Annotated in this window: 20 protein-coding genes; 15 read left to right on the forward strand and 5 right to left on the reverse strand. The window is 67.6% G+C overall.

Annotated features, from left to right (window positions below):
• Window positions 1-290: 290 nt before the first annotated feature.
• Window positions 291-971 carry an ABC transporter ATP-binding protein gene (locus ACL9RL_RS00005; RefSeq protein ID WP_422778150.1) on the reverse strand — a complete coding sequence of 227 codons (681 nt, stop codon included), beginning with the start codon at window positions 969-971 and terminating at the stop codon, window positions 291-293.
• 58 nt (window positions 972-1,029) lie between these two features.
• The gene (locus ACL9RL_RS00010; protein ID WP_422778151.1) at window positions 1,030-2,556 is read right to left on the reverse strand and encodes an ABC transporter permease; all 1,527 of its coding nucleotides are present in this window, start codon (window positions 2,554-2,556) and stop codon (window positions 1,030-1,032) included.
• A 252-nt stretch (window positions 2,557-2,808) separates the two neighbouring features.
• On the opposite strand from ACL9RL_RS00010, the gene ACL9RL_RS00015 reads away from it, so the two are divergent.
• The 4 genes from ACL9RL_RS00015 (at window position 2,809) to ACL9RL_RS00030 (ending at window position 6,700) form a co-directional block, all read left to right on the forward strand.
• On the forward strand, window positions 2,809-3,477 hold the full coding sequence (locus ACL9RL_RS00015) for a pyridoxine/pyridoxamine 5'-phosphate oxidase (RefSeq protein WP_422778152.1): 669 nt from the start codon (window positions 2,809-2,811) through the stop codon (window positions 3,475-3,477).
• Window positions 3,478-3,563: 86 nt separating this feature from the next.
• Complete coding sequence (locus ACL9RL_RS00020; RefSeq protein ID WP_422778153.1) at window positions 3,564-4,322, forward strand: response regulator transcription factor; 759 nt, start codon at window positions 3,564-3,566, stop codon at window positions 4,320-4,322.
• 125 nt (window positions 4,323-4,447) lie between these two features.
• The gene (locus ACL9RL_RS00025; protein WP_422778154.1) at window positions 4,448-5,932 is read left to right on the forward strand and encodes a sensor histidine kinase; all 1,485 of its coding nucleotides are present in this window, start codon (window positions 4,448-4,450) and stop codon (window positions 5,930-5,932) included.
• 159 nt (window positions 5,933-6,091) lie between these two features.
• A complete protein-coding gene (locus tag ACL9RL_RS00030; protein WP_422778155.1) occupies window positions 6,092-6,700 on the forward strand; it encodes a phosphoribosylanthranilate isomerase in 609 nt (202 codons plus the stop codon).
• A 203-nt stretch (window positions 6,701-6,903) separates the two neighbouring features.
• Here ACL9RL_RS00030 and ACL9RL_RS00035 read toward each other — a convergent pair whose 3' ends face one another.
• Entirely contained in the window at window positions 6,904-8,070 is a 1,167-nt protein-coding gene (locus ACL9RL_RS00035) for an AAA family ATPase (RefSeq protein WP_422778156.1), read from the reverse strand.
• Window positions 8,071-8,274: 204 nt separating this feature from the next.
• Here ACL9RL_RS00035 and ACL9RL_RS00040 point away from each other — a divergent pair, with 204 nt between their 5' ends.
• From ACL9RL_RS00040 to ACL9RL_RS00070, 7 genes are all read left to right on the forward strand, one after another.
• Window positions 8,275-8,706, forward strand: coding sequence for an SIP domain-containing protein (locus ACL9RL_RS00040; protein WP_422778157.1), 432 nt, complete (start codon window positions 8,275-8,277; stop codon window positions 8,704-8,706).
• Window positions 8,707-8,783: 77 nt separating this feature from the next.
• Complete coding sequence (locus ACL9RL_RS00045; protein WP_422778158.1) at window positions 8,784-10,514, forward strand: L-aspartate oxidase; 1,731 nt, start codon at window positions 8,784-8,786, stop codon at window positions 10,512-10,514.
• A 592-nt stretch (window positions 10,515-11,106) separates the two neighbouring features.
• Window positions 11,107-11,625, forward strand: a complete 519-nt coding sequence (gene rplJ, locus ACL9RL_RS00050; RefSeq protein ID WP_422778159.1) for a 50S ribosomal protein L10 — start codon at window positions 11,107-11,109, stop codon at window positions 11,623-11,625.
• Between the two features lie 77 nt (window positions 11,626-11,702).
• Window positions 11,703-12,086 (forward strand): 50S ribosomal protein L7/L12, encoded by a 384-nt coding sequence (gene rplL / locus ACL9RL_RS00055; protein ID WP_422778160.1) that lies wholly within the window; start codon window positions 11,703-11,705, stop codon window positions 12,084-12,086.
• Between the two features lie 333 nt (window positions 12,087-12,419).
• Window positions 12,420-12,578, forward strand: a complete 159-nt coding sequence (locus ACL9RL_RS00060; protein WP_422778161.1) for a hypothetical protein — start codon at window positions 12,420-12,422, stop codon at window positions 12,576-12,578.
• Between the two features lie 102 nt (window positions 12,579-12,680).
• On the forward strand, window positions 12,681-13,142 hold the full coding sequence (locus tag ACL9RL_RS00065) for a MarR family winged helix-turn-helix transcriptional regulator (protein WP_422778162.1): 462 nt from the start codon (window positions 12,681-12,683) through the stop codon (window positions 13,140-13,142).
• Window positions 13,139-14,371, forward strand: a complete 1,233-nt coding sequence (locus ACL9RL_RS00070; RefSeq protein WP_422778163.1) for an MFS transporter — start codon at window positions 13,139-13,141, stop codon at window positions 14,369-14,371. The genes ACL9RL_RS00065 and ACL9RL_RS00070 overlap by 4 nt, the downstream gene beginning before the upstream one ends.
• Before the next feature lie 263 nt (window positions 14,372-14,634).
• Here the strand turns inward: ACL9RL_RS00070 and ACL9RL_RS00075 are convergent, their stop codons facing one another.
• Window positions 14,635-15,654 carry a LacI family DNA-binding transcriptional regulator gene (locus ACL9RL_RS00075; RefSeq protein ID WP_422778164.1) on the reverse strand — a complete coding sequence of 340 codons (1,020 nt, stop codon included), beginning with the start codon at window positions 15,652-15,654 and terminating at the stop codon, window positions 14,635-14,637.
• 408 nt (window positions 15,655-16,062) lie between these two features.
• On the opposite strand from ACL9RL_RS00075, the gene ACL9RL_RS00080 reads away from it, so the two are divergent.
• The 3 genes from ACL9RL_RS00080 to ACL9RL_RS00090 all read left to right on the forward strand — a co-directional run bounded on the left by ACL9RL_RS00080 (window position 16,063) and on the right by ACL9RL_RS00090 (window position 19,632).
• Window positions 16,063-17,370 carry an ABC transporter substrate-binding protein gene (locus ACL9RL_RS00080; RefSeq protein ID WP_422778165.1) on the forward strand — a complete coding sequence of 436 codons (1,308 nt, stop codon included), beginning with the start codon at window positions 16,063-16,065 and terminating at the stop codon, window positions 17,368-17,370.
• A gap of 157 nt (window positions 17,371-17,527) precedes the next feature.
• Entirely contained in the window at window positions 17,528-18,661 is a 1,134-nt protein-coding gene (locus ACL9RL_RS00085) for a carbohydrate ABC transporter permease (RefSeq protein ID WP_422778166.1), read from the forward strand.
• Window positions 18,658-19,632 (forward strand): carbohydrate ABC transporter permease, encoded by a 975-nt coding sequence (locus ACL9RL_RS00090; RefSeq protein ID WP_422778167.1) that lies wholly within the window; start codon window positions 18,658-18,660, stop codon window positions 19,630-19,632. Before ACL9RL_RS00085 ends, ACL9RL_RS00090 begins: the two co-directional genes overlap by 4 nt.
• A gap of 278 nt (window positions 19,633-19,910) precedes the next feature.
• Here ACL9RL_RS00090 and ACL9RL_RS00095 read toward each other — a convergent pair whose 3' ends face one another.
• Window positions 19,911-20,780: a DUF559 domain-containing protein gene (locus ACL9RL_RS00095; RefSeq protein WP_422778168.1), complete on the reverse strand. Its 870-nt coding sequence runs from the start codon at window positions 20,778-20,780 to the stop codon at window positions 19,911-19,913.
• 399 nt (window positions 20,781-21,179) lie between these two features.
• On the opposite strand from ACL9RL_RS00095, the gene ACL9RL_RS00100 reads away from it, so the two are divergent.
• Window positions 21,180-23,051, forward strand: a complete 1,872-nt coding sequence (locus tag ACL9RL_RS00100) for an ABC transporter ATP-binding protein (RefSeq protein WP_422778685.1) — start codon at window positions 21,180-21,182, stop codon at window positions 23,049-23,051.
• Window positions 23,052-23,168 lie beyond the last annotated feature (117 nt).

The following is a 23,168-nucleotide window of genomic DNA, read 5'->3' on the forward strand; positions in this document are numbered from 1 at the left end:
CCCTTCGACAGGCTCAGGGACCGGGCTTCGGCGGGTGGGGATCGCCCTTCGACAGGCTCAGGGACCGGGCTTCGGCGAGTGGGGATCGCCCTTCGACAGGCTCAGGGACCGGGCGATTCGGCGCCGGGGAATCGCCGGTCCCTGAGCCTGTCGAAGGGTCCGTCCCGCCGGTCCCTGAGCTTGTCGAAGGGTCCACGTCGCCCAGCCCAAGCCCCACACACGCGAACGGCCCCGCACCGCCGACGGATCGGCGGCACGGGGCCGGATGGTGCTGGGTGCTGCTGCGGTCGCTATCGCCCGTTCGTCACATCGGCGAGGTGGCCGTCCTTGATGCGGAGTCGGCGCTCGGCCCGCTTCGCGACCGCCGAGTCGTGCGTCACGATCACGAGGGTGAGCCCGCGTTCGCGCCAGAGCCCTTCGAGGAGGTCCATGATCTCGTCGCGGGTGCCCTCATCGAGGTTGCCGGTCGGTTCGTCCGCCAGGAGCACGGCCGGTTCTTTGACGAGCGCCCTGGCGATGGCGACGCGTTGCTGCTGCCCGCCGGAGAGTTCGGCCGGGAGGTGGTTGCCGCGTTCCCCGAGCCCGACCGATGCGAGCGCCGCCCTGGCCCGCGTCGCCCGCTCGGCAGCCGGCATCCCGAGGGGGACGAGCGCCGTCTCGACGTTCTCCTGTGCGTTGAGCGTCGGGATGAGGTTGAAGCCCTGGAACACGAAGCCGATCTGCTTGGCGCGGATGTGGCCGAGCTTCGTCTCGCTGAGTGATGAGAGGTCGTCGGCGCCGAGGGTGATACTGCCGGAGGTCGGGCGGTCGAGCGCTCCGAGCATCTGGAGGAGCGTCGACTTGCCGCCGCCCGTCGGCCCTTGGATGGCGACGAGTTGGCCGTCTGGGATGTCGAGGTCGACGTTGTCGAGGGCGGTCACGGAACGCTTCTTCTGGTCGTACCGCTTGGTCAGGGAGCTGATCGTGTACATGGTGTGGTCCTGTCGGTCGAAGTCTGTTGGGGTGGGCCGGGTGGGTTGTGCCGCCGGATCAACCGACCGAACGGAGGGCTTCAGCCGGACGGAGCCGCGCGGCACGCCACCCGCCGATGGCGCCGGCCAGGAGTCCGCCGAGGACCGCGAGCGCGACAGCGATGACGATCACCCAGACCGTGACGGGTGCCTGGAGGACGATGTTCGACGTCTCCGCCGCTGCCCTGGCCGCACCGAATCCGCCACCGCCCCCGCCGAACCCGCCGCCGGTTCCACCGCCTGTGCCCGCCGCGTTGGCAGCCCCGGCCGCTGCGCCGCTGAACCCGCGACCCGCGCCGCGTGTGCTGGCCGATGCGGTGAGCGTCGGGGAGATGACGTTGACGATGAGGACGCCCAGGAGGCCGACGGCGACGCCGACGACACCGCCGATGAGCGACTGCACGACCGATTCGCCTGCGACCTGCCCGACGACGCGGCGGTTGCTCCACCCGATCGCCTTCAGGGTGCCGAACTCACGGGTTCGGCGTGTGACGCCGGAGATCGTGAACAGGATCGCGATGAGGAACGCCGCCGCGAGGACGATGATCGACAGCCACGTTCCGAGGCTCTCCACGAGGGTGGAAGCGGAGGCGAGCGATCCGGAGACCGTGGACGCGAGGTCCTCCTGCGTGCTCACGGTCGCATCGGGCAGCGCCTTCTTGATGGCGGCCTGCACGGCCGGGATGTCGGTGGAGGAGGACGCCTGCACGTAGACGCTGCTGATCTTGCCGGTTTCGCCGGAGAGCGACTGGGCGACATCGAGCGGGATGTAGACGTTCGCGGCGGTCGCGGAGTCTGAGCCGGACGATGCGACGGTGCCGACGATCGTGAACGTGGTTCCGCCGATGCTGACGGTGCCGCCCGTCGCGAGGCCGGCGGAGGTCGCGTAGCTCGCGTCGATGACGGCGTTGTCCTTGCCGGCGTCGTCCGCCGTGAGGGTGCGGCCGTCGGAGAGCTTGACCGAGGAGAGCGGGCCGACCGCGTCGCCTGATGGGTCGAGGCCGATGACGGAGAACGAGTCGACGCCGAAGGAGCTGCCGCCGCGGCCGTCGGCGCCGCCCGTGGTGCCGCCGCCTGTGCCACCGCCGGTGCCGCCTCCGCCCTCGCCCTGCGTCCTCGACGGCAGTTCGCCGCTGAAGGTCAGGTTGTTGAGGCTCAGGATTGCTGCTGCGGCCTTGACGTCGGAGATGCCGGTGACCGTCTTGAGGGCGGCAGCGTCGAAGGTCGTCGATCCGCGTTCCGCGACGAGTCGAGACTGGTTGACGGTCGTCGTCCCGCCGGACGATGCACCCTCGCCTGCGCCGAAGTTGAAGTTCTGACGGCCGCCGCCGGAACCGGCGGTCGGTGCTGCCGGCGGGACGCTCACGGTGATGTCGGTGCCGACGCCGTAGACGGATTGCAGCACGCTGGCCTGCGCCGTCCGCACACCGGCTGCGACGGAGTTGACGATGATGACGAGAGCGATGGCGAGCGCCATGCCGATGGCGATGATCACGGTCTGCTTGCGGCGACCGGACAACTCCCGCCTGAGGTAGGTTCCGAACATGATGCTCCTTCGTGTCGCGTGGTCTCGAGTCGGCGGTGCCTAGCCGGAGTCGTGCCGGACGGTGCCGTTGCGGCCGGGCCGGGTGGCCGTGGCGGGGCGGGGTCGTCCAGCGCGGCCGGTTGGCCGGCGCCTGGGGAGACGGTAAGCAGCGTCTCTATGGCCGTGCAGTGCCGTTCCTATGAATCGGCCCAGGTGTCGCGGTGAGGTTGCCGGGGTGGACCGTGGGTGCCGATGCGATGCGAGGATGAAGACATGACTGCACAGAACACACGCGAGTGGTTGCGATCCCTGCCAGTGTTCGAGACGCCGGCGCCGGACTTCGATCCGGTGCAGGTCCCGGAGCAACCGGTCGAGCTGTTCCTCGGCTGGCTGCGCGATGCCGCGGACGCCGGGGTGCCGGCCGCGCACGCCGTGACGGTGGCGACCTCTACACCCGACGGGCCGACATCGCGCGTCGTCATCCTCAAGGACGTCGATGCCGACGGCTGGCAGTTCGCGACCAATCAGACGAGCCCGAAGGGGCGGGCGCTCGCCGCTGATCCGCGGACGGCGCTCACCTTCTTCTGGCCGTCGCGCGGGCGGCAGGTCCGTGTGCTCGGCGTCGCCGAGGCGCTGCCGGCGGCAGAGTCGGCTGAGGACTTCCTGGCGAGGCCCGTCGCATCGCGCGCCGCCTCCATCGTCGGCAAGCAGAGTGAGGCGCTCAGCGGGCCGGCGGAGTACCGGGAAGCCGCCGATGCTGCGCGGGAGCTCGTGCAGGCGGAGCCGGGGGCGCTCGCCGCGGGTTGGACCGTATACCGCGTGCGGCCGACGGTTGTGGAGTTCTGGCAGGCGTCCCGGGATCGGGCGCATGTGCGGGTCGAATATCGGCGGGACGCCGGTGGCGTCACCGGCGCCTGGACGCACGGCATGCTCTGGCCCTGAGCGCTTTCTCCCGTTCCGGCCCCGGGCACAGCCCGCATTCCGAAGGTTCATAGACAGTTCATAGAGACGAGGCGAATACTGTCCTCGTGACCACGCAGACCTCCGCACTCTCAGCCGCCCGCCCAGCTCTCAAGCGCGCAGACGGGTCGGCCGTCCGCGTCCTCGTCGTCGACGACGAAGCGACGCTCACCGATCTCCTCCAGATGGCGCTCCGCTACGAGGGTTGGGAGATCCGCACCGCGGCCAACGGCCGTGAGGCGCTCACGGTCGCACGCGACTTCCGGCCGGACGCGATCATCCTCGACATCATGCTGCCGGACCTCGACGGCCTGCAGGTGCTCGGCCGACTCCGCAACGGCGGCAGCGACGTGCCGGTCCTGTTCCTCACCGCGAAGGACTCGCTCGACGACCGCATCGCCGGGCTGACCGCGGGTGGCGACGACTACGTCACCAAGCCGTTCAGCCTCGAAGAGGTCGTCGCGAGGCTCCGCGGGCTCATCCGTCGGTCCACGCTCCTCTCCGCCGACGAGTCCGGCCCGGACATCGTCGTCGGCGACCTCGTCCTGAACGAGGACAGTCACGAGGTCAGCCGTGGCGGGGAGCCGATCGAGCTCACCGCGACCGAGTTCGAACTCCTCCGCTTCCTCATGCGCAACCCGCGTCGTGTGCTGAGCAAGGCGCAGATCCTCGACCGGGTGTGGAGCTACGACTTCGGCGGGCGCGCGAGCGTCGTCGAGATCTACATCTCCTACCTGCGCAAGAAGATCGATGCCGGACACGAGCCGATGATCCACACGGTCCGCGGCGCCGGCTACATGCTCAAGATCCCAACGGTCCAGGCGTGAGCCGGGCGGCGTCGGAGCGACCCATTCCGCAGACGGCGTCGCGACCGAGAACGGGGAGTGGCGGCGGAGACGTCGGAACTGGTCCCGGCGGCGCAGCACGTGCCGGCGATGCAGCTTCCGCACCGATGAAGCGCCGTGCCCCCTGGACGCTCCGTCGTCGCCTGCTGCTCGTCGTCGTCGGCCTGCTCGCACTCGGCAGCATCATCGTCGGCGTCACGAGCGCCGGATCCGTCCGCGGACTCCTCATCGAGGGCGTGGATCGTCAGCTGATCAAGTCGGCGGACCGGGTGAGCAACTTCAACCACAGCAGTTCGGGGATGACCGGTTCCGGAATCGTCGATCCGTACGGGGTCAACCGGGAGCCGCCCGCGTTCATCGGCGCGCCCGGTCTCGGAGCCGGGGCGCTCGGCGCGATCATCGTCGGCGATCAGGTGTTGTTCGCCGGGTACCTCGATCCCAACGGCAGCGCGACGGCGGCCACGGAGGCGCAGGACGCGATCATCCTCCAGGCGGCTGCGAACGTCGGCCCGACCACGATCGACCTGGGCGGGCGCCTCGGCGAGTACCGGGTCGTCGCCGTTCCCGATGCGAGCGGCGTCGGCATCCGGGTCGTCGGACTGCCGTTGACGGAGATCGAGGCGACCGTCGCGAAGCTCGTCACGATGATCACCATCGTGAGCGTCGTTGTGTTGCTGCTCGCGGGGCTTGCGGCGTTCATCATCGTCCGGATCTCGCTCAGGCCGCTCGATCGAGTGGTCGCGACGGCTGCCGTGGTCGCGGAGATGCCGTTGGATCGTGGTGAGGTCGCGCTCGCCGTGCGGGTGCCTGAGGGGGACACGGATCCACGCACCGAGGTCGGTCGGGTCGGTGCGGCGCTCAATCGGATGCTCGGCCACGTGTCGTCCGCGCTGTCCGCGAGGCAGGAGAGCGAGAACAAGGTCAGGCGGTTCGTGTCCGATGCGAGCCACGAGTTGCGCACGCCGCTCGCCTCGATCAGCGGCTATTCGGAGCTCGCCACGCGCAGTCCGGAGCCGCTCCCGGAGGACGTCACGCACTCGCTCGGACGGATACGTTCCGAAGCGGCACGTATGACGACGATCGTCGAGGACCTCCTGCTGCTCGCGCGGTTGGACGAGGGGCGCGAACTCGCGCGGAAGAGCGTCGACCTCACAGAGCTCGCGATCGTGGCCGTCGGCGACGCCCACGTCGCCGGGCCCGACCACGTGTACGACATCGAGTTCCCGGAGGAGCCGGTCGTGGTGACGGGCGATGCCGCGAGGCTGCAGCAGGTCATCGTGAATCTGCTGGCGAACGCGCGGGTGCACACGCCGCCCGGAACGACGGTGCGCACGGTGCTGGCGGTCGAGAACGTCGCCGGTCGGGAACGCGCCGTGTTGACGGTGACGGATGACGGGCAGGGGATCGACGAGCACCTGTTGCCGACGCTGTTCGAGCGGTTCGTGCGCGGCGACGACTCCCGCTCCCGCGCGACGGGCAGCACGGGCCTCGGTCTGGCCATCGTGCGCGCCGTTGTGCTGGCGCATCACGGTGAGGTGACCGTCGAGTCCGCCCCAGGCCGCACCGAGTTCCGAGTCGTCCTGCCCTGTTAGTTCCGCCCGCGAACTGTCGGTTGTGGCGGTTCCCAGCCGTCCGTACCGGCCACAACTGTCAGCTCGCGAACTGTCAGTCGTGGCGGTTCCCAGCCGTCCATACCGGCCACAACTGCCAGCTCGCGGGCAGGGATGGGATGTGCGGGTAGGTTGGACGGCATGTGGGTGAAGGTGTGCGGACTCGGGACGACGGAGACGGTTCACGCGGCGATCGATGTCGGCGCCGACGCCATCGGGTTCGTGTTCGCTCCGCGGAGTCCCCGGACCATCGACCCGGCCACCGTGCGCGGGCTCATCGCCGACGTTCCTGCCGATGTCGAAACGGTCGGCGTGTTCCGGAATCAGCCGATCGCCGAGGTGATCGCGATGGCGACCGCCGCCGGGGTCGGCTGGGTGCAGCTGCACGGCGACGAACCGCCGAGCGACCACGACCGCCTGCACGACCTCGGATTCTCGACCATCCGCGCGACCAGCGCTGCCCGGTACGCCGCAGACGAGGGTCGTCTGGAGTTCGGGGAGGACCGCCTGCTCATCGATGCGCCGGTGCCGGGGGCCGGGGAGACGTTCGACGCCTCGTCGCTGATCGCGGACCCGCCGCATCGCGACTGGGTGCTCGCGGGCGGCCTGCGGCCTGACAACGTGGCGGGTCTCATCGCGCAGCTGGGGCCGGCCGGTGTCGATGTCTCGAGCGGCGTCGAATCCGCACCCGGGGTGAAGTCCGTGGATCTGATCCGGGCGTTCGTCGAGGCGGCGACGTCCGGGAGGTGACGGGCCGTTGGCGTTGTGCCTCGGCGGTCCTGGCGGTGGCGGGCACTTCGACAAGCTCAGTGACCGGGCACTTCAGGCTCGGTGGCCGGCCGGGGTGGCGGGCACTTCGACAAGCTCAGTGACCGGGCGGCCGGGGTGATCTCGACCGATGAACCCGGTCCCTGAGCTTGTCGAAGGGCACATGCCGCAGACCTCAGGCCGCCCTACCGCGTCCCCCAATTCCAAGCCGGTGTGCTCAGCAACCCTTGACCCTCGAGCTTCGTCTCGCCCAGCTCCTTCACGAGGTGATGGTTGTGGGCGTCGCCCGCGTCCTGCAGCGCATCGATGAGCGGGCGGGCGTGTGACACGACGAGGATCTGCGTGTCCTCGTTGGCGGTGACGATGAGTCGTGCCAACTGGGGGAGCAGGTCGACGTGGAGGCTGGTCTCCGGTTCGTTCAACACCATCAGCTCAGGCGGACGCGGAGTGAGGAGCGCTGCGACGAGGAGCAGGTAGCGCAGGGTGCCGTCGGAGAGCTCGCCCGCACCGAGGGGGCGGAGCATCCCCGGTTGCCGCAACTCGATCTGGAACAGTCCGTCTCCTCCCTCGACGCGCAGCCGGCTGCCTGGGAAGGCATCGTCGATCGCCCGGTCGAGCCGATCCTGTCCGCCCGATTCGATGATCGTCTGCAGGGCGGCGGCGAGGTCGTCGCCGGAGTGATCCAGTACGGGTGTCCTCGTGCCGATGCGCGGACTGCGGACGGGTGCGGCCGGGTCGGTTCGGAAGTGGTCGTAGAACCGCCAGCCACGCACCTGGTGACGGATGCGGAGGACCTCCGGGGCGGTGTCGGCATCGGAGAATTCGGTGAGCACGCTCTCATATGTGGCGAGCGCCCGCCCCGCGTTGCGCCAGTCTCCGTCACGGATGCGGACGGCCGGGCCGTGCCTGTCGACGAGCAATGAGCTCGGTTTGGCGAGCGACCCGGCGAAGATCTGTTCGCGTTTGATCTCGGGATCGCGTGCGAAGAGTGTGCGGAGGGAGCCGTCGGCTTTGGGGAGTCCGAGGTCGATGAGGTAGCCGAGCGAGTCCGTCGCGAATCCCAGCCGGAGGCTGACCGGACCGGAGCGCACGGTTCCCTGCACGGGGACGTGGCCGTCGCGCATCGCACGGCTGATGGTCTCGGGGCCGGCCCACAGCGTCGAGGAGAGGCCGCCGTCCGCCGCGAGCGCGCCGATGACGGTGTCGTCCCCGGCGCTCGCGAGCAGCCTGAGCGCCCGGTAGAGGTTGGACTTGCCGCTCCCGTTCGCCCCGGTGACGACATCGAGCCCGTGCAGCGGCACAACGAGGTCACGAATCGAGCGGTATCCGGCAATCGCGAGCGTCTCCAACATGCACCCACCTTCTCCCATCCCCCTGACATTTCCCGTCCGATTCTGCCGAGGGGTCGCAATGTGCGGGTCGCGGTTGCGAACACCCGCACCTTGCGACCCCTCGACAGAGGAGAACGGGGTGGGGCTGGGAAAGGGATGGGAAAGAGGGGGAGCGGGCGGACGCGAGGGTGGACGACTTAGGGTTACCTAACTAGTGTGGGATACATGCACCGCGCTGACGACGATCACGGCCACTGGAACGACGTGGACGGGCCGATCCTCATCGCGGGGGACGCCGCTGATCTGCACTCCATCCGCGACATCCTCGGCCGGTTGCCGATGGACGCGTTCGGCCAGGTCTTCATCGAAGTCTTCGGGGCGATCCAGATCGAACACCTGCAGGCGCCGCCGCGCGTCAACATCACCTGGCTGTGCCGCGACCTCCGGCGCAGCGACGAACGCGTCGGCGCAGGCGCCGCGAAGGGCGAACCGCTCGTTCGCGCCGTCGAGGCGTGGCTCGACGAATGGGTCCACGTCGACGAGGCGACCCGCCAACACTTCTCACTCTGGATCGGCTGCAGCACGAACGTCCGAGTGAACCGCCTGTGCCGCACGATCGAGCGGACCACCGTCACCGACGAACGGCACACGCCCTGACCGATCGCTGACGCCGTCACCTCGGACGACGCCGACCGGCCAGTGCTGCGACAGCACCACCGAACAAGGGAGACACCATGCAGTCGTCCGAACGACGGATCGCCACCTCCGTCCTCGTCATCGGTACGGGAGGATCGGGCCTTCGGGCAGCGATCGAACTCGCTGAACGCGGGGTCGACGTGCTCGCCGTCGGGAAACGTCCGAAGGCGGATGCGCACACCTCGCTCGCCGCCGGCGGCATCAACGCAGCGCTCGCGACGATCGATCCGGAGGACACCTGGCAGCAGCACGCGGCGGACACGCTCAAGGAGAGCTACCTGCTGGCCAACCCGGAGACGGTGCAGATCGTCACCGAGGGCGCTGCCCGCGGCATCGAGGATCTCGAACGGTACGGGATGCCATTCGCCCGCGAGGAGGACGGCCGCATCAGCCAGCGGTTCTTCGGCGCGCACACCTTCCGTCGCACCGCGTTCGCCGGCGACTACACGGGTCTCGAGATCCAGCGCACGCTCGTGAACCGGGCGACGCAGCTGGAGATCCCGATCCTCGACACCGTCTACATCACGCGCCTGCTCGTCAAGGACAACGTGATCTTCGGCGCGTACGGCTTCGACGTCGAGGACGGCACCCGCTACGTCATCCACGCCGACTCGGTGATCCTCGCGGCCGGCGGCCACAACCGCATCTGGCGCCGCACCTCCTCACGACGCGATGAGAACACGGGCGACTCCTTCCGTCTCGCCGTGGAGGCCGGCGGCAAGATCCGCGACCCGGAGCTCGTCCAGTTCCACCCGTCCGGCATCATCGAACCCGAGAACGCGGCCGGGACCCTGATCTCCGAAGCGGCGCGCGGCGAGGGCGGCATCCTCCGCAACGCGTCCGGTGAACGCTTTATGGCCAGGTACGACCCGGAGCGGATGGAACTCTCCACGCGCGACCGGGTGGCGCTCGCCGCGTACACGGAGATCAAGGAGGGTCGAGGGACGCCCAACGGCGGTGTGTGGCTCGACGTCTCCCACCTGCCCCGCGAGACCATCATGCGTCGCCTGCCGCGCGTCTACCAGACGATGCTGGAACTGCAGATGCTCGACATCACGACGACGCCGATCGAGATCGCGCCGACCGCGCACTACTCGATGGGTGGCGTGTGGGTGCGACCGGAGGACCACAGCACGGGCGTCGACGGCCTCTACGCGATCGGCGAGGCGTCGAGCGGGCTCCACGGGGCGAACCGCCTCGGCGGCAACTCGCTCATCGAGCTCCTCGTGTTCGGTCGGATCGTCGGCGAAGCGGCCGCCGCCTACTCGGAAGCGCTCGAAGCGCAGCCCCGCTCCGCCGCGGTGCTCGCCGAAGCCCGCGCGGAGATCGACGACCTCCTCGCCTCGGACGGCCCGGAGAACGTCCGCGCCCTCCAGCGCGCCATCCGGAACACGATGACGGAGCACGCCGGCGTCGTCCGCGACGAGGCCGGACTCCTCGCAGGACTCGCGGAACTCGATCAGATCGAGGCGCGCATCGCCGATGTCGGGGTGCACCCGGACATCGCCGGGTACCAGGACCTCGCGCACGCGTTCGATCTGAAGTCCGCGGCGCTCGCCGCTCGGGCGACGCTCGAAGCCGCGGTCGAACGCCGCGAGACGCGCGGCTGCCACAACCGCAGCGACTACCCGGAGCTCGACCCTTCCCTGCAGGTCAACCTCGTGTGGTCCGGGCCCGGCCGCATCGAGCGCGAGTCGATCCCCGAGATCCCGGCCGAGATCGCCGCGCTCATGCGCGACGTCTCCACGGCGGGCAAGCTCGTCGAGTAGCGGTCCGCTCGGTCCGCTCGGTCCGCTCGTTCCGATCGGTCCGCTCCCTCCGCTCGAGCCACTCCCTGCGGCACCCACCGCGAGTTCCATCGCGCATAACTCCTTCAATTTTGACCGTCGCCGTTTTGGAGGCCCGGAATTCCGGGCCTCCCGATCGGGACGTGTCGAAATCGAAGGAGTTGTGCTCGATGGACACTTCGACAAGCTCAGTGACCGGGGGTGGGAGGTCCGGTGACCGGGGCGGGCCGAGTGACCGGGGGGCGGTGTGCACCGTGGCCGGGGCGGTGGGCGGCCCAGCGACCGGGCGAGCGGGGACGGCCCGGATTTGCACGCGGGTACCGCGGTCACGTATGCTGAAGGAAACCAAAGACCGCCGGTCATTGTTGTGCGCGCAAGTGCACAACGATCGAAGGATCTCGAAAGAGTCGACCTGCGCAGGTGTATGAAGATCTGAACGGCCGTGCAAACGGTCACCCCAGCTCCGTGCGCTTGCGCCGGAGCTTTTTCCATTTCTGGGACGTGCTTCACACACCGGCGATCTCGTTGCACACCGCTTCCGCGGTGTGCGTTCAAGATTCGAAAAGGAGTGGCCATGGCGAACAAGGAAGCCTCGGTTGCCGAACTCACGGAGAAATTCCAGAGCTCGACCGCCGTTCTGCTGACCGAGTACCGCGGCCTCACTGTTGCTCAGCTCAAGACGCTGCGCAAGAACATCAGTGCGGACGCAACCTACGCCGTGGTGAAGAACACGCTGACCAAGATTGCGGCGAACAACGCCGGCATCTCGTCGTTCGACGACGAGCTCGCCGGTCCGTCCGCCATCGCATTCGTGCACGGTGACCCTGTCGCCGTCGCGAAGGGTCTCCGCGACTTCGCCAAGGCAAACCCTCTCCTCGTGGTCAAGGGCGGTTACTTCGACGGTAACCCGCTGACCGCTGACGAGGTGCGCAAGCTCGCAGACCTCGAGTCCCGTGAGGTGCTGCTGGCCAAGCTGGCCGGCGCCTTCAAGGCCTCGCTGTTCGGTGCTGCCTACCTCTTCAACGCACCGCTGTCGAAGGCCGTTCGCACGGTCGACGCGCTGCGTGAGAAGCAGGAGTCCGCGGCCGAGTAATCGGTTCGCGACGCAAACAACCCCCTTCCCGCGTGCCGGCACGGCCGGACGCAGGAGCAGATACAAGGAGAAAAATCATGGCAAAGCTGTCAACTGAAGAACTGATCAACGCGTTCAAGGAGCTCACGCTCATCGAGCTCAGCGAGTTCGTCAAGGTCTTCGAGGAGACCTTCGAGGTCACCGCTGCTGCTCCCGTCGCAGTCGCCGCTGCCGGTGGCGCTGCTGCTGCAGTCGAAGAGGTCGAAGAGAAGGACTCCTTCGACGTCGTCCTCGAGGCTGCTGGCGACAAGAAGATCCAGGTCATCAAGGTCGTCCGTGAGCTCACGAGCCTCGGCCTCGGCGAGGCCAAGGCAGTCGTCGATGGCGCCCCCAAGGCAGTCATCGAAGGCGCCAACAAGGAAACCGCTGACAAGGCGAAGGAAGCCCTCGAGGCTGCCGGCGCCACCGTCACCCTCAAGTAGTCGGTCCCCTTCGGGGGAATCCTCCCGTCTGGGAGAACTGCTACAGAGGTGATGAACGGCCCCAGGGCTGTTCTGATGCTGACGATCGCGGATTCCTGAATACGGATGCTTCACGCATCCGCGCAGTGATTCCGTGATCGGTGGGCGTCGCCCCCGATTCGTTCGGGAGTGGCGCCCTTTTTCGTGCCTGCAGCGATGCAGGCGGTGGGCCTGCTCCAGGCGAGTTGCACGTGACACGGGACCTGCACCCGTCGACGACGTTCGTCGACGGTTCGAACAGGCATCCCGTCATCGTGCGTTTCGGTGTGCCCTGCATCAGGAGATCCATCCATCATGGCTACCACCACCATCACCACCACCTCACGTTGGCGAGTCTTCGCCGACCGGGCGCGTGCACTGCTCGTGTCCATCTGTATCGAACCCGAGCGGGCGAGCGATGCCCACCCGCCGGATATCCGCTGCAGCCAGGCGTTCACGACCTGGTTGCGCTGAGTTCGTTCCCGTCGCCCCGTCGTCCTCCTTCCCGAGAGTGGCGGGGCGACGTTGCGCCGGTAGGGGATTACATATAGCCAAGCTATGTATAATGGGATGATCATGACCGAGAACACATCGCACACTGAATTGCACTCCATCCTCGGCGACCTCATCACGGCATCGCACCGCCTCACGCGACTCGCCGCCCAGGCCACCGGATCCTCAGAATCCCCAGCCGTCTGGCGCACCCTCTCCGTCCTCAGCAGCGTCGGCCCCGTCCGCGTCGGCGAACTCGCCCGCCAGAGCCGCGTCTCGCAGCCCACCATGACGAAGCTCGTCCAGAACCTCGACGAGCGCGAATGGATCAAACGCATCGCGGACGTCGACGACCACCGCGCGTGGCTCATCGCCATCACCCCCAAAGGCCGGGACGCACTCGGTGCCTGGCTCCAAGAGCTGACCGGCGCCCTCGTCCCCGCCTTCGAGGACCTCGGCGCCGCGGATCTCGCAGCCATCGCCCGCACCGTCGCAATCTTGCAGGAGCGGGTCGCCGTCGAGTCCGATGTCGAGGCCACGGCATGAGCGGGCATGCCTCCGCCAGGATCGGCAGCATCCTCAAACAGCCGAAGGCCGTGTGGGCTGTCGCGTTCGCGAGCGTCATCGCGTTTATGGGCATCGGCCTCGTCGACCCGATCCTCCCCGCCATCGCGGCGGACCTGCAGGCCAGCCCGACCCAGACCGAGATGCTCTTCACGAGCTACCTGCTCGTCACCGGGTTCGCGATGCTCTTCACCAGTTGGATCTCCAGCCGGATCGGTGCGAAGCGCACGCTCATGATCGGGCTCGCGCTCATCGTCGTGTTCGCGCTGCTCGCCGGTCTCTCGGACACGGTCGGCGCCGTCATCGGCTTCCGCGCCGGCTGGGGTCTCGGCAACGCGCTCTTCATCTCGACGGCCCTCGCGACGATCGTCGGTGCTGCGTCCGGCGGACGGGCGAGCGCCATCATCCTGTACGAGGCGGCGCTCGGCATCGGCATCGCCGTCGGACCGCTGCTCGGCGGCGTGCTCGGCGGCATCGGCTGGAAGTGGCCGTTCTTCGGAACCGCGACGCTCATGGCCGTCGGATTCATCGCGATCGCCGTGCTCCTGAAGTCCGAACCGCAGAAGCCGGCGCCGCTCAAACTGTCCGCGCCCTTCAAAGCCCTCGCGATCCCGTCACTCGGCATCCTCGCCGCTGCAGCCCTGTTCTACAACATCGGCTTCTTCGTCCTCCTGGCGTACTCGCCGTTCCCATTGGGCCTCAGCGCGATGGGACTCGGATTCACGTTCTTCGGCTGGGGCCTTGCCCTCGCCATCACGAGCGTGTTCGTGGCGCCGATGCTGACCGCCCGGTTCCGCAGGACGACCGTGCTGAAGACGGTGCTGCCGCTGTTGGCCGTTGACCTCATCGCGGCCGGGTTGTTCATCGATTCGACCGTCGGGCTCATCGTCTGCATCATCGTCGGCGGCCTGCTGCTCGGTGTGATGAACACGGTGCTGACCGAGTGCGTGATGGAGGCGACCGACCTGCCGAGCAACGTGGCGTCCTCCGCGTACTCCTCCGTCCGGTTCCTCGGTGGGGCTATCGCGCCGCCTGCCGCCGCTGAGATCGCGAAGCTCATTGCACCCGCCGCTCCGTATTACGCGGCCGCCGGGTCGATCGTGGTGGCGCTGCTCATCATCGTGATCGGGCGGAAGTGGCTGTCGCGGGTCGACGGTCCGGCCCCGTCCGACCTCGAAGAGGCCGTGGTCCTGACCGCAGCCGACGCCTGATCCCTTCGAGCACAACTCCTTCGAGCACAACTCCTTCGATCTGGACGTCGAATCCCCAGAGCCCCCGGAAATCCGGGGATCTCGATCGGGCGGCGTACGAATTGAAGGAGTTGTGCTCGATGGCTCGGCGATGGGGGAGGGGGCTGGGGCGACGGGGTGAGTCGATGGGGTGGGCGGCAGGCTGACGGGCCGAGGCGATAGGGGAGCCGGGGAGCCGGGGAGCCGGGGAGCCGGGGAGCCGGGGAGCCGGGGCGACGCGGCGGTCAGAGGGCGGCGTGATCCGGACGGGTCGTGCTGGAACGCACGATCAGCCGGGTCGGCCAGACCTCGGCGGGCGGCGGCGTCCGCACCTCGTCGTCGAGATGATCGACGAGGAGCTCCACCGCTCGGACGCCCTGCGCCTGCGGGTGCTGCTCGAACGTCGTCAACGCGAACATGTCCGCGTACTCGTGGCCGTCGATCCCGATGACCGAGAGCTCCGCCGGCACCGCGATCCCGAGCCGGCGGGCGGCGATGATGATGCCGATCGCGACCTCGTCGGTCGCCGCGAACACGGCCGTTGGCCGGGTCCTGGCATCCCGGAGGAGTTGCGCAGCGGCTTCGTACCCGCCAGGCACTGAGAGTTCCGCGGTCAGGAAGGTGCCGTCCTGCGTGTGGCCGGCCCGCGACATCGCCGCCCGGAATCCCGCGTATCGCAGACCGTGAACCGTGAGCGGATGCTCCACCGCACCGATGCCGCCGACATGGGCGATGCGGGTGTGGCCGAGGGTGAGGAGATGTTCCGTCGCATCGCTCGCGACCGTGAGATCGTCGATCGAGATGCACGGGATGCCCTGGACGCTGCCGATGCCGACCACTGGGCGGTCCACCCGCAGGAGTCGTTCCACCTCGTCCGGCGTGGTGTCGACACCGATCGCGAGCATCCCGTCGAAGCGCTTCCTGGCGAGGAAGTAGTCGAACACACGATTGCGATCCGGTGAGTCGGGATGCAGGTTGTAGAGCGTGAGGTCGTAGCCGCGATCCAGGAGCGCGGACTCGACGCCCTCCAGGATCTCGCCGAAGAACCAGCGACCGACGAACGGGGTGATGACGCCGATGTTCTTGGTGCGGCCGGTCACGAGGCTCGCGGCGATGGGGGAGGGCACGTACCCGATCTCCGCTGCAGCGCGGACGACGCGTTCCTTGGTCTCCGCGGAGACGTAGCCTCGGCCGGTCAGCGCCCTGGACGCGGTGGCCTTGGAGACCCCGGCGAGAGCAGCGACATCGCTGATGGCTGCGTTCACCGTGCCTCCTCCGTTGGATAGGGAACACAGTAGCGAATGTGGAACGACTCTGGAACCGGTTCGCGAAATCCATGGAGAACCCCCAGTGTGCAACATCCGCGTGTTTCTGCGGATTTTTCGTGAGAGCGCTCTCATTCGCTCATTCGTTATCTTCTTGTGCTTGTATCCACCCTGGTCTTGCCGTATTTTGACGCATGGAAACGGTTCCTCAACGACGGGGCCCGAATCCCGACGGCAGCACCCGGACACCGTCCTGCACGATCGCTCCGAGCTGCGCATCGTCATCGGTGCCGCCGCCTGGAACAGCGTCAGCAGCGGCGCCAGATACGCCGCACCACTGCACCACCTGCACCACCGCAGCACCGCAGCACCAGAATCACCCTGCATCACTCAATGAGGAGGACACAGATGAGTTTCATTCGAACCCGTCGCGCGGCCCTGCCGCTCGCAACGCTGGCGATCGCCGGCATCGCGTTGACGGCTTGCTCTGGCGGCCCGGGAGGTTCGTCCGCGAAGGACGACAACACCGTCACGGTCTACGGCACGATCGCCGACACCGAGGCGAAGCTGCTCGAAGAGAGCTGGGCCGACTTCGAGAAGTCGAGCGGCATCAAGATCAAGTACGAGTCTTCGAAGGAATTCGAGTCGCAGATCGGCATCCGCGCCCAGGGCGGCAACCCGCCGGATCTCGCCATCTTCCCACAGCCGGGCCTGCTCGCAGACCTCGCGAAGCGCGACTACCTGAAGCCGGCGCCCGCCGGCGTCAAGGCCAACGTCGAGAAGTACTGGTCGAAGGACTGGGCCGCATACGGCACCGTCAACGACACCCTCTACGGCGCACCGCTCATGGCGAGCGTCAAGGGCTTCGTCTGGTACTCGCCCAAGAAGTTCGCCGAGTGGGGCGTCGAAGTCCCCAAGACGTGGGATGAGCTGCTCGCCGTCACGAAGACCATCCAGGAGAAGACCGGAACCGCGCCGTGGTGCGCCGGCTTCGCATCGGGTGACGCGTCCGGCTGGCCGGGCACCGACTGGGTCGAGGACCTCGTCCTCCGTCAGCAGGGCCCGGACGTCTACGACGAGTGGGTCGCCAACAAGGTGAAGTTCACCGACCCGAAGATCAAGGAGGCGTTCGACTCCGTCGGCAAGATCCTCCTCAACCCGCAGTACGTCAACGCGGGCTTCGGCGATGTGACCAGCATCAACTCGACCGAGTTCGGCGATGTCGCCCCGAAGGTCGCCGACGGAACCTGCGCACTGCACCACCAGGCGTCCTTCTACTCCGGCTTCCTCGAGGACGCCGGCGCGAAGGTCGCTGAAGACGGCGACGTGTGGGCGTTCGTGACCCCCGGCATCGACGAGGGTGCACCGGCGGTCACCGGCGGCGGCGAGATCGTCGGCGCGTTCAACGACAACGAATCCACCGTGAAGGTGCAGGAGTACCTGTCGAGCCCGGAATGGGCGAACAAGCGCGTCAAGCTCGGCGGCGTCATCTCGGCCAACAACGGGCTCGACCCCGCGAACGCCTCGACGCCGATCCTCTCGCAGGCCATCGAGATCCTGCAGGACCCGAAGACGACGTTCCGCTTCGACGCGTCCGACCTCATGCCTGGTTCGGTCGGTGCCGGAACCTTCTGGAAGGGCATGGTCAACTGGATCAACGGCGACAGCACCGACTCGGTGCTGGAGCAGATCGAAGCCGGCTGGCCGTCGGAGTGATCCGACTCGGATGAACCGCGGGAGCGTCGGGTGACCGGCGCTCCCGCCTCATCCGTTGCTGCGCTTGTCCGGAACATGCCCGCCCGGCCGCTCGCCCGCGAGCGTGTCCCGGTGAAGCGCAGCCCCTGAGTCCAGTGTCGTACTCGAAAGGCAACACATGTCAGACTTCCTCAACTGGCTGGGCGGTCTCTCCCCGTTCCTCCAGATCCCGATCGTCGTCCTCGCTTTCGGCCTGGTCGTCGCGCTCCTCCTGTTCCTGATCGACATCGCGCCGCGCTCCGGCACGATGTACACGATCATCCGCCTCGCGTTCTGCGTGGTCGTGCCGGTCGTCGTCGTCCTGTTCCTCGGGTCGTTCCTGTGGGCCGCCGTCGTCGCAGCCGTCCTCGGAGCCGTGCTGTTCATCCTCGACTACCGCTCCAAGAAGGGCGCCGGGTATCTCGTCCAACTCGTCGGGTTCCTCGCGCCGGCGTTCATCCTGCTCCTCATCGGACTCGTCCTGCCGACCATCAGCACTACGATCGCGGCGTTTATGTCGGCCTCGGGGAAGAACTTCGTCGGACTCAACAACTTCATCTGGCTGTTCACCCAACCGAGCGCCATCCGCACGGTCGTGAACACGATCATCTGGGTGCTGCTCGTGCCGGCGCTGTCGACGGCATTCGGCCTCGCCTACGCCGTGTTCATCGACAAGTCGCGCGGTGAGAAGTACTACAAGATCCTCGTGTTCATGCCGATGGCGATCTCGTTCGTCGGCGCATCCATCATCTGGCGGTTCGTGTACGCGTACCGCGAGGCCGGCCAGGAGCAGATCGGTCTGCTCAACCAGATCGTCGTCTGGTTCGGCGGCACCCCCGTGCAGTGGTTGCAGAACGAACCCTGGAACACGCTGTTCCTCATCGTCGTGCTCATCTGGGTGCAGACCGGGTTCGCGATGGTGGTTCTCTCGGCCGCCATCAAGGGCGTCCCGACCGAGCAGCTGGAAGCAGCCGAGCTCGACGGCACCTCCGCCTGGCAACGATTCCTCAACGTCATCGTCCCCGGCATCCGTTCCTCGCTCATCGTGGTCGTCACGACGATCTCGATCGCCTCGCTCAAGGTGTTCGACATCGTCCGCACCATGACGGCCGGCAACAACGGCACCTCGGTCATCGCGAACGAGATGTACACCCAGTTCAAGAACTTCGAGAACGGGCGGAGTGCGGCGTTCGCCGTCATCCTGTTCATCCTCGTGCTGCCGATCGTCATCTACAACGCGAGGCAGATCAAGAAGCAGAGGGAGATCCGATGAGCGCCGTCACGCCGATCGAACTGCCGATCGATCCGGAGACCAAGAAACAGCTGGAGGCCGGCGAGAGCCGACTCGAAGCATCGAGCAGGCGCACGAAGAAGCGGCTCACGAGCCGGGGCGCCACGATCGCGGCGATCATCATCGCCGTGGTGTGGACGATCCCGACGTTCGGGCTGTTCGTGTCCTCGTTCCGCCCGGAGCAGCAGATCAAGACCACGGGTTGGTGGACGATCTTCTCGGACTTCCAGGTCACACTCGACAACTACGTCAAGGTGCTGCAGGCCGGCAACTCGACGCTCGACCTCGCCGGGTCGTGGGTCAACTCGATCGCCATCGCGATCCCGGCGACGCTCATCCCGCTCGTGATCGCGAGCCTCGCGGCGTACGCGTTCGCGTGGATCGACTTCCGGGGCAAGAACTTCATGTTCATCCTGGTGTTCGCGTTGCAGGTCGTCCCCATCCAGATGGCGCTCGTGCCGTTGCTGTCCACGTTCTCCAGGGGCCTCAATATCTTCGGGCTGCAGGTGGGCGACGGGCTCGACGCGAGCGGGACCTACGCGCAGGTGTGGATCGCGCACACGATGTTCGCCCTGCCGCTCGCGATCTTCCTGCTGCACAACTTCGTGGCGGAGATCCCTCGCGATGTGATCGAGGCGGCGCGGGTCGACGGTGCGGGGCACGGGCAGATCTTCTTCCGGATCGTCCTGCCGCTCACGATGCCGGCGATCGCGTCGTTCGCGATCTTCCAGTTCCTGTGGGTGTGGAACGACCTGCTCGTCGCGCTCATCTTCGCCGACGGCGAGGTCGCGCCCATCACGAAGCTGCTCGCGGAGATCACGGGTACGAGAGGCAACGAGTGGCAGCTGCTCACGGCCGGCGCGTTCATCTCGATCCTCGTGCCGCTCCTGGTGTTCTTCGCACTGCAGCGGTACTTCGTGCGCGGGCTCCTGGCCGGCTCGACGAAGGGATGACCCGAAGCCCTTCGCCGAGCTGATCGACAGCGTGGTCGATAGCGGATGCCCGGGTGCTTCGGCACCCGGGCATCCGTGTGTCCGGGGCGTTTCTCGTCCGTCCGGCGCGTCTTGCCAGGGCGCGTCTGTTCGCAATTCAGGAGCGCCCTCGGCGTGTCGGGTCCCCTCGACGGGTTTGGCGGCGACACGCCGGGGGCTCTCCTGAGTTGTGAACGTCGACGGACGGCAAGCGGGGCGGACGGGCTGCCGGAGGAGTCTGCGGAGGAGTCCGCGGGGGACTACGCGCGGGTGGCGAGGGCGGAGCGGATGGCGTCGATCACGGCATACCAATCGAACATGACCATCCGATAGCTGAACCGCAGCACCCGATATCCGCGCGCAGTGAGCATCGCGTCTCGCCAGCGGTCCTGCTCGAACGCGTCGGCGCCGTCATGGAACTCGCGGCCATCCCATTCGATGACGAGCCAGCCGTCGATGACCAGATCTACGCGCCCGACGCCATCGATCCGGACCTGATACTCACCCCTGATGCCACACGCTTCGAGACGGATGCGGCCGATCGACTCGAGAAAGCTGTGACAGCCGGCCTCTCGGCGGGGGAGTTCGGCGAGGAACCGGGGTGCGACATCGCTCAGCCATTCCTCGAGGTCGGCGCTTGAGACCGGATCCATATGCACGAAGGAGTCGAACGCTGCAACCGCGAACTCGGGAGACTGGCAGCCGGCGATCTGCAGCGTGGTCTCGTACGGCGACGTGAGCAGGCGTTGGCGCAGAGGCCGCTGGACGGGCGAATGCCAGTGCAGGACGACGCCGGGGATGTCCGCGGCCGGCGGGTGGACGGCATTGCTCTGAGAGTGGCGGAGCCGCGAGGCATTCTCCGCGAGACTCACATGGACCGTGTGGTGCTCCGCTGTTGCCCACCCATAGACCTCGGCCGCCGAAATGCATCCGAGGCGCCCGCCGACGCGGATCGCCGTGAGGAGCGCGGGATCGGCATCGGGTGTCGCATACCAGCCCTTTCTCACCCGGAGCAGGATGCCGATGTGCACCGCGTAGGTGAGCTGGCGACCCGTGTACCCGGCTGCGATGAGTTCCCGTCGGGTGGCGACGGTGCCGAGATCGCGGACGGATTGTTCGAGTCGATGCATGGACCGATCCTCGGTGAAGCGGTGAGCCCCAGATCGGCCGCTTGCCCGTTTTGTGGATAACCCTTCATTCGCCTCGACCTGTGGAGGAACGTCGGCTCGGCTGCCCGCGAGCGTCGGCACGGCCTCCGACGGGTGCTGTCACGGCGTCGGTGGGGCATTGCATTCGTCCTCACGCCGGCCGTCGGTTCGCAATTCAGGCGCGGCATCGGCGTGTCGGCCAGAATCGCGCCGAGGGGAGGCGACACGCCGGGGTGCTCCTGAATTGCGAACGGGAGCGGAAGGAACGGGGACGGGACGAACGGGGCGGGACGAATGGTACGGGGAGCTGGGAGCGGGGGAGCCGGGGCGGAGCGCCGGGGCGGACGTGCAGCCGCACGGGGATAGGGTGGCGACATGAGCATGCGCGGCGGTGGAGGTGGCGGAGGGGGCGGCCCCCGCGGCGGGGCGAGGGTGAGCGGAGGCGACGCTGCGGCCCAACGGGCGATCAACGCCGAGGCGCCGAAGATCCCCGACCTCGGCAAACGGATCACCGCCCTCTTCATCCCGTTCCGCGGCAAGATCATCGTCACGATGGTGCTCGTCGTCATCGGCGCCGGCCTCGCCGTCATCCCACCGCTGCTCGTGAAGCAGGCGTTCGATGTCGGCCTGTTCCCGACCAGCGGCGGCAAACCGAACCTCGTGGCACTGCTCGAGATCGTCGTGCTCATGGTCGTGCTGTTCGTCGTCGCCGCGCTCCTCGGCGTGTGGCAGACCTACCTGACGGCGACCGTCGGCAACAGTGTGATGGGTGCGCTGCGCATCAAACTCTTCAGCCAGTTGCAGGCGATGGAGCTGAGCTTCTTCACCAAGACCAAGACCGGCATCATCCAGTCCCGTCTGCAGAACGACGTCGGTGGGGTCGCGAACGTCCTCACCAACACCGTGTCGAGCGTCCTCGGCAACACGGTCACCGTCATCTCGGCGCTCGTCGCGATGCTGCTGCTCAACTGGCAGCTCACGGTCGTCGCCCTCATTCTCATGCCGATCCTCGTGGTCGCGCAACGGAAGGTGGGGCAGGTGCGTGCGCGCATCGCGACGAAGACGCAGGAGTCGCTGTCCGAGATGACCGCGATCACCCAGGAGGCGCTGAGCGTCTCCGGCGTGCTGCTCGCGAAGAGCTTCAACCGCCAGGCGACCGAGGTGGAACGGTACAGCTCGGAGAACCGCACGCAGATCCGCCTGCAGGTGAGCCAGGCGATGAGCGGGCAGTGGTTCTTCGCGATGGTCAACATCTTCCTGTCGTCGATCCCCGCGATCGTGTACCTCGTCGCCGGGTACCTCATCACGGGAGGGGCGACCGATGTCACGGCCGGCGCGATCGTCGCCTTCACCACCATCCAGGCCCGCCTCCTCTTCCCGCTCATGGGGGTGATGCGCGTCGCGCTCGACCTGCAGACCTCCGGTGCGCTCTTCGCCCGCATCTTCGAGTACCTGGACCTGAAGCCGTCGATCGCCGACCGGCCGGGTGCCGTCGACCTCCCGGCCGCACCGCCGGCGATCACCTTCGACGACGTGTCCTTCCGGTACGCCGACGCCCCGGAGACGAGCGAACCGACCCTCGACGGCATCTCGTTCACGATCGAGCCCGGTCAGTTCGCGGCGTTCGTCGGCCCCTCAGGCGCCGGCAAGACCACGATCTCCTACCTGATCCCGCGCTTCCAGGAGGTCACGGGCGGAACCGTGAGCGTCGCGGGGGCAGATGTGCGGGCTGTGACGCAGGCATCGCTCGTGTCCCGCATCGGCATCGTGAGTCAGGAGACGTACCTGTTCCACGCGACGATCGCCGAGAACCTCCGTTATGCGAAGCCGGAGGCGACGGACGCCGAACTGGAGGCGGCGTGCCGGGCGGCGAACATCCACGATGCGATCATGCGGTTCGAGGACGGGTACGACACGATCGTCGGCGAACGCGGGTACCGGCTCTCCGGTGGCGAGAAGCAGCGCATCGCGATCGCCCGCGTGCTGCTCAAGGACCCTGAGGTGCTCATCCTCGATGAGGCGACGAGCGCGCTCGACACGATCTCCGAGCGCGTGGTGCAGGTGGCCCTCGATGACGCCACGCGCGGCCGGACGACGGTGTCGATCGCCCACCGCTTGTCGACCATTGTGTCGGCCGACGTGATCTTCGTCCTCGATCGTGGCCGCATCGTCGAGCGAGGGACGCACGCGGAACTGCTCGCGGTCGGCGGCGTGTACGCGACCCTGTACGAGCAGCAGACCGTCAACGCCTGAGTGCCGGCGCATCGGCGGCGCAACGCGTCGTCCGTGCAATGCGCCGGACGCGTGACTTCGACGTCTGGCCGTTCGCAGTTCAGGTGCGGGCTCGGCGTGTCGGCCCAGAACTCGTCG

Source organism: Plantibacter sp. Mn2098, assembly GCF_049319745.1.
In the GTDB taxonomy this organism is placed as follows: Bacteria; Actinomycetota; Actinomycetes; order Actinomycetales; family Microbacteriaceae; genus Plantibacter.